Raw genomic sequence first — 13,647 nt, 5'->3', positions numbered from 1 at the left:
GAGTAGGCCCACTACGAGGCCGATCCGGCGCCTTGCAGCTGACCGCACCAGGTCACCTCGCTAGGCAAACCCTGGCTGACGTGGCACTAGTCCTCCGGCGCGCCCGCCAGAAGCGTGGTGAGCAGCCGTACGGCGGCCCGCTTGTGCAGGGGATCGTTGCCGTTGCCGCACTTGGGGGACTGGATGCAGGAGGGACAGCCGGACTCGCACTCGCAGGCCGCGATGGCCTCGCGTGTGGCGCGCAGCCAGCTGTACGCCGTGTGGAAGGCGCGCTCCGCGAAGCCCGCCCCGCCGGGGTGGCCGTCGTACACGAAGACCGTGGGCAGCAGGGTGTCCGGGTGCAGCGGGACCGACACCCCGCCGATGTCCCAGCGGTCGCAGGTGGCGAACAGCGGCAGCATGCCGATCGAGGCGTGCTCGGCGGCGTGCAGGGCGCCCGGCAGCTGCTCCTGGCCGATGCGGGCGTCGTCCAGCTGGTCGTCGGTGACCGTCCACCACACGGCCCGCGTGCGCAGGGTCCGTGGCGGCAGATCCAGCTTGGCCTCGCCGAGGACCTCACCGGTGATGAGTTTGCGGCGGAGGAAGGAGACGACCTGGTTGGTGACCTCGACCGAGCCGAAGCACAGCCGCGCGTCTCCCCACGGGATCTCGGTGGTGGTCTCCAGAACGGAGATCGCCGTGGTGTCGCGGGCGGTGGTGGAGTACGGCGGGCTCGCCTCCTCCACCAGCGCGACGGACTCCTCCAGGTCCAGCTCCCGGACGAGATAGGTACGGCCCTGGTGGAGGTGGACCGCACCCTCGTGCACCGTGGCGTGCGCGGCGGAGGCGTCCACGGTGCCCAGCAGACGGCCGGTCCCGGCCTCGACGACCTGGACGGGGGTGCCGCCCCCGCCGCGGATGTCGGCCAGGTCCACCGCCCGCTCGCGGTGCGGCCAGTGCCAGGCGGTGGCCCGACGGCGCAGCAGCCTCCGCTGCTCGAGCTGCGGTATCAGCTCCGGGGCGGCCGGGCCGAAGAGCTTCAGGTCGGTTTCGGTCAGAGGAAGTTCGGACGCGGCGGCGCACAGATGAGGGGCGAGCACGTACGGGTTGTCGGGGTCGAGGACGGTGGACTCCACCGGCCGCTGGAACAGCGCCTCGGGGTGGTGCACCAGGTAGGTGTCCAGGGGGTCGTCGCGCGCCACCAGCATGGCCAGCGCGCCTTGGCCTGCCCGGCCTGCCCGGCCCGCCTGCTGCCACAGGGAGGCCCGGGTGCCCGGATACCCGGCCAGTACGACGGCGTCGAGTCCGGAGACGTCCACGCCCAGTTCCAGGGCGGTGGTCGCGGCCAGGCCGAGCAGCCGGCCCGAGTGCAGCGCGCGCTCCAGTGCCCGGCGCTCCTCCGGGAGGTAGCCGCCGCGGTAGGCCGCGACGCGCCGGGGCAGCGAGCGGTCGACGGCCGCCAGCCGCTCCTGCGCGATGAGGGAGATCAGCTCGGCGCCCCGCCGGGAGCGTACGAAGGCGACCGTGCGAACGCCCTGCACGGCGAGATCGGTGAGGAGGTCGGCGGTTTCGGCGGTGGCGGTACGGCGGACCGGAGCCCCCTGCTCGCCGCGCAGCTCGGTCAGCGGCGGCTCCCACAGGGCGAAGACGACCTCGCCGCGCGGCGAGGCATCGTCTGTGACCTCGGCCACCGGCAGGCCGGTGAGCCGGGCGGCCGCCTCGGCCGGCTCCGCCGCGGTGGCGGAGGCGAGCAGGAAGACCGGCTCGGAGCCGTAGCGGGCACAGACCCGCCGGAGCCGGCGCAGGACCTGGGCGACGTGCGAGCCGAAGACGCCGCGATAGGTGTGGCACTCGTCGATGACGACATAGCGCAGGGCGCGCAGGAAGGAGGACCAGCGGGCATGGGCCGGAAGGATGCCCCGGTGCAGCATGTCGGGGTTGGTCAGCGCGTAGTTCGCGTACTGGCGGACCCACTCGCGTTCCTCGACCGGAGTGTCGCCGTCGTACACCGCGGGCCGTACGGCACTGCCCAGCGGGGCAGCCAGCTCTGCCACGGCGCGTCGCTGGTCGGCTGCCAGGGCCTTGGTCGGGGCGAGGTAGAGGGCCGTGGCCCCGCGCCCGTTCGGCGCTTCCGAGCCGTCGAGAAGGGCGCTGAGTACGGGCACGAGATAGGCCAGGGACTTGCCCGAAGCCGTGCCGGTGGCCACCACCACGGACTCCCCGCGCAGCGCGTGCTCGACCGTACGTGCCTGGTGCTCCCACGGCCGCTCGATCCCCGCGCCGCAGACGGCCGAGATCACCTCTGGCCGGATCTGCTCGGGCCAGTCCGCATGCCTGCCCGTACGCGGGGGCAAGTGCTCCGTATGAGTGATGCGCGCAGCCCGGTCACCTCCGGCCGCCAGCCGGTCCAGGACCGTGCGGGGGGAGGGGCGCATGCCCGCGACACGCGGGAGTTGTTCGTCGGCCATCGGAACCGAGTCTGTCACTGGCCTGACGGACAATGGGCTCAAGGCGTCGTGCACGCCTACTCGTAAGTGATTGAATGCCATCGCGGCTGCCGATCCATGGGGGGCGACCGCTCGATGCAAGGTGCTGGAGGATCCGTGGACCTGTCCCTGTCGACCCGGACCGTTGGCGACCGCACGGTCGTCGAGGTCGGTGGCGAGATTGATGTATACACCGCGCCCAAGCTGCGCGAGCAGCTGGTCGAGCTTGTCAATGACGGGAACTACCACCTGGTTGTGGACATGGAGGGAGTCGACTTCCTCGACTCCACCGGGCTCGGCGTGCTGGTCGGTGGCCTGAAGCGAGTGCGTGCCCATGAGGGCTCCCTGCGCCTGGTCTGCAACCAGGAGCGCATTCTCAAGATCTTCCGAATCACCGGTCTGACCAAGGTGTTCCCGATCCACAGCTCGGTCGAGGAAGCCGTGGCGGCCACCGACTGACGGCTACCGGTTCCCGTGTGAAAGTCCCCCGGCCGCGCGGCGCGGGGGATGCACAGGGAGGAAGTTCTTGGGGGGTACCGGGCTGTAGGGGCCCGGCCCCCTGCGATGTACGCCCGTACGACCGAGGGGGATGGCATGGCCACCGTCGAGCTGCTGTTCAGCGCCCTGCCCGAGCACGTTCGCACGGCTCGGCTGGTAGCGGCTGCGGTGGCGCGAAGGGCCGGGGTCGACGAGGCCGCCCTCGACGAGGTGCGCCTGGCCGTCGGCGAGGCGTGCACCCGCGCGGTCGGGCTGCACATCAGCCATGGTGTGACCGAGCCGGTGCGGGTCGAGCTGATCGAGGACGAGAAGAAGTTCTCCATCGAGGTCGGAGATCACGCACCGCACACCGTCAGCGGCTCGGCCGCCGGAGCCGGTGGAGACGAGGAAGGCGGCGTGGACGGGGCCGCGACCGAGGAGGAGGACGAGATGGGCCTTGCGGTCATCAGCGGGCTCGTCGACGACGTCGAGGTGACCACCGCCGAGTCCGGTGGCCGCATCCGGATGAGCTGGCCGACGACCCCGGACTCTGTCACTACCTAGAACGTTCTGTCACCATCTGAAAAGCGCTCGGGCGCATACCGCTACGCCCCGCTCAGCAGGCGGTTTCACAGAACGTGGAGATCTTCCGTGGATCTCCCCGCAGATCACCCGCTGATCTCTCCGGAGATCAACTCGTAGATCACCTCATAGATCATCCCCATAGACCATTCGGCGGATCATCTCGAGATCGTTTTACATATCATCCCCGATTGTCAGTCCAGGGGGCGCTTTCCGTCCTCCGGGGGAATTCCCGCAGCGTCCCCTTTCGATCTTCGCTGGTACCGGCGAAATCGCGCGGCACGCGCACTTTTGCGATCTAGCCCAGGTACCTACAATCCGTCCACATCTTGAGCTCAGGACGCCTGAGCGTGGCGGCTGTTCTTGACCGCAAGGACTGCTGCGCGCCCATGTGCCAAACGTCAAGGAGGACGAATGGCGGGGCCTCTTACCCCTCTCCAGCAGGACCATTCCTCATCGCTCGCAGCCGCCGTGCTCACCACGGACAATCGCGTGATCGTGCTGGTCATCGCGGCAGTCGCGGTGGCGGCGATCGGCGTCGCCGTGACGCTGGTCCGGCAGGTGCTCGCCGCGGGCGAGGGCACCGACAGCATGAAGAAGATCGCCGCGGCTGTGCAGGAGGGCGCCAATGCCTATCTCGCACGCCAGCTGCGCACCCTCGGCGTATTCGCCATTGTGGTGTTCTTCCTGCTCATGCTGCTGCCGGCCGACGACTGGAACCAGCGTGCCGGGCGTTCGGTGTTCTTCCTGATCGGCGCGGCCTTCTCGGCGACGACCGGCTACATCGGAATGTGGCTTGCGGTGCGCAGCAATGTGCGTGTCGCGGCCGCCGCCCGCGAAGCCACCCCCGGCGAGGGTCAGCCGGCCAAGGACCTCACCCTGGTCTCGCACAAGGCAATGAAGATCGCCTTCCGTACGGGCGGCGTAGTGGGCATGTTCACCGTGGGACTGGGCCTGCTGGGCGCCTCCTGCGTCGTGCTGGTCTATGCGGCCGACGCGCCCAAGGTGCTTGAGGGCTTCGGTCTGGGTGCCGCGCTGATCGCGATGTTCATGCGTGTCGGGGGCGGCATCTTCACCAAGGCCGCGGACGTTGGCGCGGACCTCGTCGGCAAGGTCGAGCAGGGCATCCCCGAGGACGACCCGCGCAACGCCGCCACGATCGCGGACAACGTCGGCGACAACGTGGGTGACTGCGCGGGCATGGCGGCCGACCTGTTCGAGTCGTACGCGGTGACGCTCGTCGCCGCGCTGATCCTCGGCAAGGTCGCCTTCGGCGACTCCGGTCTCGCCTTCCCGCTGCTCGTCCCGGCGATCGGCGTGATCACCGCCATGATCGGTATCTTCGCCGTGGCCCCCCGGCGGGCCGACCGCAGCGGTATGACCGCGATCAACCGTGGTTTCTTCATCTCCGCGGTCATCTCGCTGGTGCTGGTCGCCGCCGCGGTCTTCATCTATCTGCCGTCCTCGTACGGCGACCTCGACGGTGTCACCGACACCGCCATCCTCGGGCACGAGGGCGACCCCAGGGTCCTCGCGCTAGTGGCGGTCGCCATCGGCATTGTGCTCGCCGCGCTGATCCAGCAGCTCACCGGCTACTTCACCGAGACCAACCGGCGCCCGGTCCGGGACATCGGCAAGACATCGCTGACCGGACCGGCCACCGTCGTGCTGTCCGGCATCTCGGTCGGCCTGGAGTCGGCGGTCTACTCGGCGGTGCTGATCGGGCTCAGCGTCTACGGGGCGTTCCTGCTCGGCGGCAGCTCGATCATGCTGGCGCTGTTCGCGGTCGCCCTGGCCGGGACCGGCCTGCTCACCACCGTCGGCGTGATCGTGGCGATGGACACCTTCGGCCCGGTCTCCGACAACGCGCAGGGCATCGCCGAGATGTCCGGCGACGTCCGCGGCGAGGGCGCCAAGGTGCTCACCGACCTCGACGCCGTCGGCAACACCACCAAGGCGATCACCAAGGGCATCGCCATCGCGACGGCGGTGCTCGCCGCCTCGGCGCTCTTCGGCTCCTACCGCGACGCGATCGCCACGGCGGTCTCGGACGTACAGGCGAAGGCCGGGCAGATGGGGCTGAGTCTGGACATCTCGCAGCCCAACAACCTCGTCGGCCTGATCCTGGGCGCGTCCGTCGTCTTCCTCTTCTCGGGACTGGCGATCAACGCGGTGTCGCGGTCCGCAGGGTCGGTGGTCTTCGAGGTCCGGCGGCAGTTCCGTGAGCTGCCGGGGATCATGGACTACTCCCAGAAGCCGGAGTACGGCCGGGTCGTGGACATCTGCACCAAGGACGCACAGCGTGAGCTCACCACCCCGGGCCTGCTCGCCGTCATGTCCCCCATCGTTGTCGGCTTCATCTTCGGTATCGGCGCCCTCGGCTCGTTCCTGGCGGGGGCGATCGGCACCGGCGTCCTGATGGCGGTTTTCCTCGCCAACTCGGGCGGTGCCTGGGACAACGCCAAGAAGCTGGTCGAGGACGGGCACCATGGCGGCAAGGGCAGCGAGGCGCACGCCGCCACGGTGATCGGTGACACGGTCGGCGACCCGTTCAAGGACACCGCCGGCCCGGCGATCAACCCGCTGCTGAAGGTCATGAACCTGGTGGCGCTGCTGATCGCCCCGGCCGTCGTGAAGTTCTCCTACGGTGACCAGTCCAACCTCGGCATCCGCGTGCTCGTGGCCGTGATCGGACTGGTGGTCATCGTCGCCGCCGTCTACGTCTCGAAGCGGCGCGGAATCGCCGTAGGTGACGAAGACAACTCCGAGCGGGTTTCCAAGGCGGGTGACGCGGCCGTCGTGTCCTAGCGGCACGGGGCCTTACACCTCGTCAAACACCGGGCGGGCGGCGCGCGAAGGGCGTGCCGTCCGCCCCTTCGCATGCCTGCGAACGCGTCGTCCACCACAGGGTGCAAATGCTCGCAATAGCCGTCGGGAAGGATGATCAGCTCGCGAACCCCACCGGCCGGGCGTGTAAGTTCCGGGGCCGAGAGCCATGGAAGGGACCGATCCGGTGAACAAGAAGCTTGTAGCCGCGGTGTGCGGAAGTGCGGCACTGGTACTGGCGCTGTCCGGGTGCGGCGACAACCAGAACAAGGTCAACGACTACGCCAAGAAGGTCTGCGACGACGTCCAGCCGCAGCTGAAGAAGATCACCGACGCCAACCAGTCGATCACCTCGACGGCGGCGGACGGCAAGCCGACGGAAATCAAGAAGGTCGACTCGGCTGCCTTCCAGCAGATCTCCGCTGCCTACGCGGCCATGTCCGACGCGGTCGAGAAGGCGGGCGTCCCGCCGGTCGACAAGGGCGAGCAGACCCAGCAGGAGGCGGTCAAGGAACTCGACGCCACCTCCAAGGCGTACGCGGATCTGAAGCGGGCCGTGGACAAGCTGGCAGTCAAGGATCAGGCCAAGTTCGCCGAGGGGCTCAAGGGCGTCGCGGAGGACCTCGGCAAGGTCAACAGGGTCGGCGACAACGCCGTCAAGAAACTGCAGTCCGGCGAGATCGGTGCGGCGATGGCCAAGCAGGCGGGCTGCCAGCGGTCCAGCGCCTCGCCTGCGAAGGCGTCCTGACTGCCGCCCACCACTGCGTGAGGTACCAACCGGCCATGGCCCGCCGCCCCGCCGAACAGGTGGCGGGCCATGGCCGCGGCCGTTGCCTGCACCCGACAATGGTCCGGTGAGTACGCACACCCTCCCCACCCCCGACGCCGACCGCACCTCCCGCCTGCGGGACGCGCTGCAGGCGGCAGCCTTCACCGCTGACGGCCTGCTCGACCTGCTCGGCGCGTCCGCCTACGCCGCACTGGCCCGCAGCGAGACCATCCCTGCCCTGCGCGCCACCCGCGGCGGCTCCCCGCTCGAGACGCTGGTGCGGCTCTTTCTGCTGCAGCGCCCGGTGCCGTACGAGCAGGCGCAGGCCGCTCTGCCGGTCGAGGACTGCCTCGCCGACGGCTGGCTCCGGAAGGACGGGGCTCAGGTGCGCGCGTGCATGGACGTGCGCCCGTACAGCGGGCCGGCGGGCGAGGACTGGTGGATCGTCTCCGACCTGGGCTGCGCGGTCGGCGGGGCCGGTGGGATCGCCGGTGGTACCGCATCCGAGGCGGCCGGCGTGGACCGCTCCGAGTTGGTCCTGGGCGTGGGAGGCGCGTCCACCACCCTGGCTGGGATCACCGTCCGCACGCCGGTCGGGCGAGCCCTCGACCTCGGCACCGGCTCCGGCATCCAGGCACTGCACGCCGCCCAGCACGCCACCCGCGTCACGGCCACCGACCTCAATCCGCGCGCCCTGCGTTTCGCCCGCCTCACCCTCGCCCTGTCCGGCGCGCCGGAGCCGGATCTTCGCAAGGGCTCGCTCTTCGAGCCGGTCGGCGGCGAGACCTTTGATCTGATCGTCTCCAACCCGCCCTTCGTCATCTCGCCCTCCGCCCGGCTGACGTACCGAGACGGCGGGATGGGTGGCGACGACCTGTGCCGCACACTCGTCCAGCGGTCCGCCGGCCATCTCTCCGACGGCGGCTACTGCCAACTGCTCGCCAACTGGCAGCACGTGGAGGGAGAGGACTGGCGGGAGCGGCTGTCGGCCTGGGTGCCGGCGGGCTGTGACGCGTGGATCGTGCAGCGTGAGGTCCAGGACATCACGCAGTACGTCGAGCTGTGGCTGCGCGACAGCGGCGACCACCGGGGCGACCGCGAGCGGTATGCCGAGCGCTATGACGCCTGGCTGGCGGAGTTCGAGGCCCGCAAGACCAAGGCCGTCGGCTTCGGCTGGATCACGCTGCGCAAGTCCGGCTCAAAACGGCCGTCCATCACCACCGAGGAGTGGCCGCACCCTGTCGAGCAGCCGCTCGGCGAGGCCGTGCTGGCCCACTTCGCGCGCGAGGACTTCCTGCGGGACACCGACGACGCCGGGCTGCTCGCCGCTCGTTTCAGGCTGGCCGACGAGGTGGTGCAGGAGCAGGTCGGGATGCCGGGCGCCGAGGACCCCGAGCACGTGGTGTTGCGCCAGAACCGCGGGATGCGGCGGGCGACCAAGGTGGACACGGTCGGCGCGGGCTTCGCGGGGGTGTGCGACGGCACCCTCAGCGCCGGCCGCATCCTCGACGCGATTGCCCAGCTGGTCGGCGAGGACCCGGTGCTGCTGCGCGACCGTACGCCCGAGTCGATCCGGCTGCTGGTGGAACAGGGCTTCCTGGAGCCGGTGCGGTAGCCCGCTCTCCTGACCGGCGCCACTGCGTACCCCTGTGCGTCATCGGTCACTGTGGTCACAGGGGTCACTGTGGTTCCCGCTCGTTCACCTGTCGTTCGCCCTTACGCCGTGGGCAGGTGCCACTGTGCTGCGGGCGCGCCGTGCACAAGGGGGTTTGGAGCCTTGGAGAGTGTTCCCGCTGTCTTCGCCGGGACGGTTTTTGTGCTGTTCGGTACGGCGCTACTGCTCTGGACAGGGGCGCGCATCCGGGCCAACGCGCCGGTCGCGTACGGAGTGAGCCGCCCTGTGGGCGCAGCGCTGGCGGTGCTCTTCGGATGCGTTTTCCTGGTCGCCGGCGTCTGGGTCCTGCTGCAGATCTGACAGCGGCCCTCAGGCCCGCATCCGACCGCGGCCCGCGTCCGGCACTCGGAACGCGGGCCACGCATCACGCACAACGCGTCGTACAGACGAGCCGACGCCCGTACAGCCGCCGTCAGCCGCGCAGGACCCGGCCCTGGCTGTCGGTGCGCTCGCTGCTGACGAAGAACATGATCGCGTCGATCAGCGCCCAGAAGCCGAGGCCGCCGCAGGTGAGCAGCTGGGCGATCGCCATGCCGGTGTGGCCGGTGTAGAAGCGCCCTATGCCGAGGCCGCCCAGGAACAGCTGCAGCAGACCGGCGACGACCTTGGACTTGTCGGAGTAGGGCTGCCCGTTGGGGGCGTAGCCGAACGGCGCTTCGGGGGACGCGGGGGTCGCGGGGTTCGACACTTCGGAGGCTCCTTGTTGACCTTTGCGGACGTTCCACACCGCTGTGATCACACAGCGGCACAGAGGTGACCGCAGGCAGGCCGGCATGGTTGCACCGTCAACCAGATCGTCATCGGGCAGTGACCCGGGTGATCGCCGGATGGTGATATTCCGGATCGACCGCCGTTGGTCTCAGCCCACAAGATTGCGTACGACGGCCCAGACCGCGGCGGTGACGAGGATCACCGCATTGCCACGCGGCCCCAGTGTGAGCCGGTAGCGCCTGCCGCGCAGGCCTTCGAACAGCCAGCGGCCGCAGGTCCAGGCCGCGAGCGGAAGGCCGAGGACGAACAGCGCGGCGTTGTCGTGGAAGGCCGCGAGGACGTCGCCGTGCATCAGGTCGTACGCCATACGCGTGCCACCGCAGGCCGGGCACAGCAGTCCGGTCGCCCAGTTGAACGGGCAGCGCGGCAGCCAGTGACCCGGCTCATGCGGATTCGTCCCCCACAGATACGCGGCTCCCGCGGCCCCGGCTCCGAGCGTCGCGAGAGGCGCCGCGGACGGATGGGCGGCCGCCCGGCGTGCCGCACTCCACAGCGCCCTCCCACCCCGGGGTGCCCCAGGCCCTTCAGCCACGCAGAACGCGTCCCTCGGAATCGGTGGGATTTCCGGTCAGCAGGATGATGCCGTCGATCAGCGCCCAGATCCCGAGGCCGCCGCAGGTGAACAGCTGGCCCAGCGCGATGCCTATGTGCCCCGTGTAGAAGCGGCCGACGCCGAAGGTGCCGACGAAGAACTGCAGAATGCCCGCGACGATCTTGGATTTGTCGGAATATGGACGGCCGTAGGGGTCGTAGCCGTAAGGTGCGGTGGGATCCCCGGTGTACATGCCGGGGGCAAGGTATGGGTAGCCGTAGGCCGGCTGGCCGTACGGTCCGGCAGGGGGCGGGCCCGGCTGGCCATGCGGATTCTGCGGCTGCGCGTACGGATTCGTGTCGGACATCGAACGGACCCCCTGAGGCGTAAAACGGACCGAAATGCCAGGCGCACCAAGGAAGGTTCGCCTCGTCCGTCATCCTGCCAGCCCAGGCCGGCGGCCGGCCTCCGGGACCGGGACGTTGCGGTCCGGGCGGCAAACAGGACGCTTGTCGGGTTACCGTTCGAGTGGCGTTGCGGGGTTTTCCCGTTTGACACGGGGCCGGGAGGTACCGTCACACTCCGCACCGACACCGCAGTGCCTACATGAGCGTCAACCGGAGAGAAGAGCGAAGTTGTCCCCGACCAGCGAGACCGCACAGGGCGGCCGCCGACTCGTCATCGTCGAGTCGCCTGCCAAGGCGAAGACGATCAAGGGCTACCTCGGCCCGGGCTACATGGTCGAGGCGAGCGTCGGGCACATCCGCGACCTGCCCAACGGCGCGGCGGAGGTCCCCGCCAAGTACAAGGGCGAACCCTGGGCACGCCTGGGTGTCAATGTCGACGCGGACTTCCAGCCGATCTATGTCGTCAACGCCGACAAGAAGAGCCAGGTCAGCAAGCTCAAGGAACTGCTGGCCGAGTCCGACGAGCTCTTCCTCGCCACCGATGAGGACCGCGAGGGCGAGGCCATCGCGTGGCATCTGCAGGAAGTCCTCAAGCCCAAGGTCCCGGTCCGGCGCATGGTCTTCCACGAGATCACCGAGGCCGCGATCCAGGAGGCCGTGAACAACCCGCGCCAGCTCAACCAGCGGCTCGTCGACGCCCAGGAAACCCGCCGAATCCTCGACCGCCTCTACGGCTACGAGGTCTCTCCGGTGCTGTGGAAGAAGGTCATGCCGCGGCTGTCCGCAGGCCGTGTGCAGTCCGTCGCCACCCGTCTCGTCGTCGAGCGGGAGCGCGAGCGCATCGCGTTCCGCTCCGCCGAGTACTGGGACCTGAACGGCACCTTCGCCACCGGCCGCCCCGGTGACGCCACCGACCCCGGCACCTTCGGCGCCCGCCTGGCCACGGTCGACGGCCGCCGGGTCGCCCAGGGCCGCGACTTCGGTCCGAACGGGCAGCTCAAGGAGGGCGCGCAGGTCCTGCACCTGGACGAGGCGGCCGCTCGGGCGCTGGCCGAGGCGCTGCAGGACACCTCCTTCTCGGTGCGCTCCGTCGAGTCCAAGCCGTACCGCCGCTCGCCGTACGCCCCGTTCCGTACGACCACGCTCCAGCAGGAGGCCTCGCGCAAGCTCGGCTTCGGTGCCAAGGCGACGATGCAGATCGCGCAGAAGCTGTACGAAAACGGCTTCATCACCTATATGCGTACCGACTCCACCACGCTGTCGGACACGGCGGTGGCGGCCGCCCGTGCGCAGGTCACGCAGCTGTACGGCTCCGACTACCTGCCGGACCGGCCGCGGGTCTACACGGGCAAGGTCAAGAACGCGCAGGAGGCGCACGAGGCGATCCGGCCGTCCGGTGACCGGTTCCGTACGCCGGCGGAGACGGGCCTGACCGGCGACCAGTTCAAGCTGTACGAGCTGATCTGGAAGCGGACCGTCGCCTCCCAGATGAAGGACGCCGTCGGCCAGTCCGTGACCGTGAAGGTCGGCGGGCGCGCGAGCGACGGCCGGGACGTCGAGTTCACCGCCTCCGGCAAGATCATCACCTTCCACGGCTTCCTGAAGGCCTATGTCGAGGGCGCCGACGACCCGAACGCCGAGCTCGACGACCGCGAGCGGCGCCTGCCGCAGGTCGCCGAGGGAGACGCGCTGACCGCCGAGGAGATCACCGCGGCCGGGCACGAGACCAAGCCCCCGGCCCGCTACACCGAGGCCTCCCTGGTCAAGGAGCTGGAGGAGCGGGAGATCGGCCGCCCGTCGACGTACGCGTCGATCATCGGCACGATCCTCGACCGCGGCTATGTCTTCAAGAAGGGCACGGCCCTCGTGCCGTCCTTCCTGTCCTTCGCCGTCGTCGGCCTGCTGGAGAAGCACTTCGGCCGGCTCGTCGACTACGACTTCACGGCGAAGATGGAGGACGACCTCGACCGGATCGCCGCGGGCGAAGCCCAGGCGGTGCCGTGGCTGCGCCGGTTCTACTTCGGTGAGGGCCCGCAGAGCGGTGCAGCCGACGCGGGCAACGGCGACGGCGACCACCTCGGCGGGCTGAAGGAGCTGGTCACCGACCTCGGCGCGATCGACGCCCGTGAGGTGTCCTCGTTCCCGGTCGGCGAAGGCATCGTGCTGCGCGTGGGCCGCTACGGTCCGTACGTCGAGAAGCCCTCGGAGGTCGAGGGCGAGCCCGGGCAGCGGGCCGATGTGCCGGAGGACCTGCCGCCGGACGAGCTGACCGTCGAGCTGGCCCAGGAACTGCTGGCCAAGCCCAGCGGCGAGCGCGTGCTCGGCACCGATCCGGAGCCTCCGCACCACCCGATCGTGGCCAAGGACGGGCGCTACGGCCCGTACGTCACCGAGGTCCTGCCCGAGGGCACGCCGAAGACCGGCAAGAACGCGGTCAAGCCGCGGACGGCGTCGCTGCTGAAGTCGATGTCCCTGGACACGGTCACGCTCGAGGACGCGCTGAAGCTGCTCAGCCTGCCCCGTGTCGTCGGTGTCGACCCCGAATCCGGCACCGAGATCACCGCGCAGAACGGGCGCTACGGCCCGTATCTGAAGAAGGGCACGGACTCGCGCTCGCTCGAGAGCGAGGAGCAGCTGTTCACGATCACCCTGGACGAGGCGCTGGCGATCTACGCACAGCCCAAGCAGCGCGGGCGGGCCGCGGCCAGACCGCCGCTGAAGGAGCTGGGCACCGACCCCGTCAGCGAGCGTCCGGTGGTGGTCAAGGACGGGCGCTTCGGGCCGTACGTCACGGACGGCGAGACCAACGCGACGCTGCGCCGCGAGGACGACGTCGAGACGATCACGCCCGAGCGCGCATACGAGCTGCTGGCCGAGAAGCGGGCCAAGGGTCCGGCCAAGAAGACGGCGAAGAAGGCCGCCAAGAAGGCGCCGGCGAAGAAGGCCGCCGCGAAGAAGACCACGGCCAAGAAGACGTCGGCCGGCAAGACGGCGGCGAAGAAGACAACGGCGAAGAAGACAACGGCGAAGAAGACGGCGGCCAAGAAGGCCGCAGCGAAGGCGACGCCGGAGGACGCCTGATGCCCTGGCCTGCGCCGGTGGCGCGGCCTTCCCACCCGGTCTCCGCGCAACGGGGCGTGAGC

General features: G+C 69.8%; 11 protein-coding genes. 7 read left to right on the top strand and 4 right to left on the bottom strand.

Translation table 11 applies throughout. The annotated features are described in order from the left end of the window. Positions 1 to 86 precede the first annotated feature (86 nt). Positions 87 to 2,528 (bottom strand): DEAD/DEAH box helicase, encoded by a 2,442-nt coding sequence (locus ACY34J_RS12940; protein WP_462726563.1) that lies wholly within the window; start codon positions 2,526 to 2,528, stop codon positions 87 to 89. A gap of 54 nt (positions 2,529 to 2,582) precedes the next feature. On the opposite strand from ACY34J_RS12940, the gene bldG reads away from it, so the two are divergent. The 6 genes from bldG to ACY34J_RS12910 all read left to right on the top strand — a co-directional run bounded on the left by bldG (position 2,583) and on the right by ACY34J_RS12910 (position 9,094). Then, on the top strand, positions 2,583 to 2,924 hold the full coding sequence (bldG, locus tag ACY34J_RS12935) for an anti-sigma factor antagonist BldG (RefSeq protein ID WP_462726562.1): 342 nt from the start codon (positions 2,583 to 2,585) through the stop codon (positions 2,922 to 2,924). Between the two features lie 135 nt (positions 2,925 to 3,059). Next, the gene (locus ACY34J_RS12930) at positions 3,060 to 3,506 is read left to right on the top strand and encodes an ATP-binding protein (protein WP_462726561.1); all 447 of its coding nucleotides are present in this window, start codon (positions 3,060 to 3,062) and stop codon (positions 3,504 to 3,506) included. Between the two features lie 432 nt (positions 3,507 to 3,938). Then, positions 3,939 to 6,332: a sodium-translocating pyrophosphatase gene (locus ACY34J_RS12925; RefSeq protein ID WP_462726560.1), complete on the top strand. Its 2,394-nt coding sequence runs from the start codon at positions 3,939 to 3,941 to the stop codon at positions 6,330 to 6,332. Positions 6,333 to 6,537: 205 nt separating this feature from the next. Continuing rightward, positions 6,538 to 7,098, top strand: a complete 561-nt coding sequence (locus ACY34J_RS12920; protein ID WP_462726559.1) for a small secreted protein — start codon at positions 6,538 to 6,540, stop codon at positions 7,096 to 7,098. Positions 7,099 to 7,204: 106 nt separating this feature from the next. Further along, on the top strand, positions 7,205 to 8,734 hold the full coding sequence (locus ACY34J_RS12915; protein WP_462726558.1) for a DUF7059 domain-containing protein: 1,530 nt from the start codon (positions 7,205 to 7,207) through the stop codon (positions 8,732 to 8,734). Between the two features lie 162 nt (positions 8,735 to 8,896). Then, a complete protein-coding gene (locus ACY34J_RS12910) occupies positions 8,897 to 9,094 on the top strand; it encodes a hypothetical protein (protein WP_462726557.1) in 198 nt (65 codons plus the stop codon). Positions 9,095 to 9,206: 112 nt separating this feature from the next. Here the strand turns inward: ACY34J_RS12910 and ACY34J_RS12905 are convergent, their stop codons facing one another. From ACY34J_RS12905 to ACY34J_RS12895, 3 genes are all read right to left on the bottom strand, one after another. Continuing rightward, positions 9,207 to 9,482: a TM2 domain-containing protein gene (locus tag ACY34J_RS12905; RefSeq protein WP_462726556.1), complete on the bottom strand. Its 276-nt coding sequence runs from the start codon at positions 9,480 to 9,482 to the stop codon at positions 9,207 to 9,209. Positions 9,483 to 9,653: 171 nt separating this feature from the next. Next, positions 9,654 to 10,097, bottom strand: coding sequence for a DUF2752 domain-containing protein (locus ACY34J_RS12900; RefSeq protein WP_462726555.1), 444 nt, complete (start codon positions 10,095 to 10,097; stop codon positions 9,654 to 9,656). Beyond that, positions 10,090 to 10,464 (bottom strand): TM2 domain-containing protein, encoded by a 375-nt coding sequence (locus ACY34J_RS12895; RefSeq protein WP_462726554.1) that lies wholly within the window; start codon positions 10,462 to 10,464, stop codon positions 10,090 to 10,092. Before ACY34J_RS12895 ends, ACY34J_RS12900 begins: the two co-directional genes overlap by 8 nt. Positions 10,465 to 10,732: 268 nt before the next feature. Between ACY34J_RS12895 and topA the strand changes: the two genes are divergently transcribed. Next, positions 10,733 to 13,585, top strand: coding sequence for a type I DNA topoisomerase (gene topA, locus ACY34J_RS12890; protein ID WP_462726553.1), 2,853 nt, complete (start codon positions 10,733 to 10,735; stop codon positions 13,583 to 13,585). Positions 13,586 to 13,647: the final 62 nt, after the last annotated feature.

The organism is Streptomyces sp. HSS9-12, from assembly GCF_054963655.1.
The sequence above is the reverse complement of the archived record's forward strand: the minus strand, read 5'-3'. Positions and strand labels throughout refer to the sequence as shown.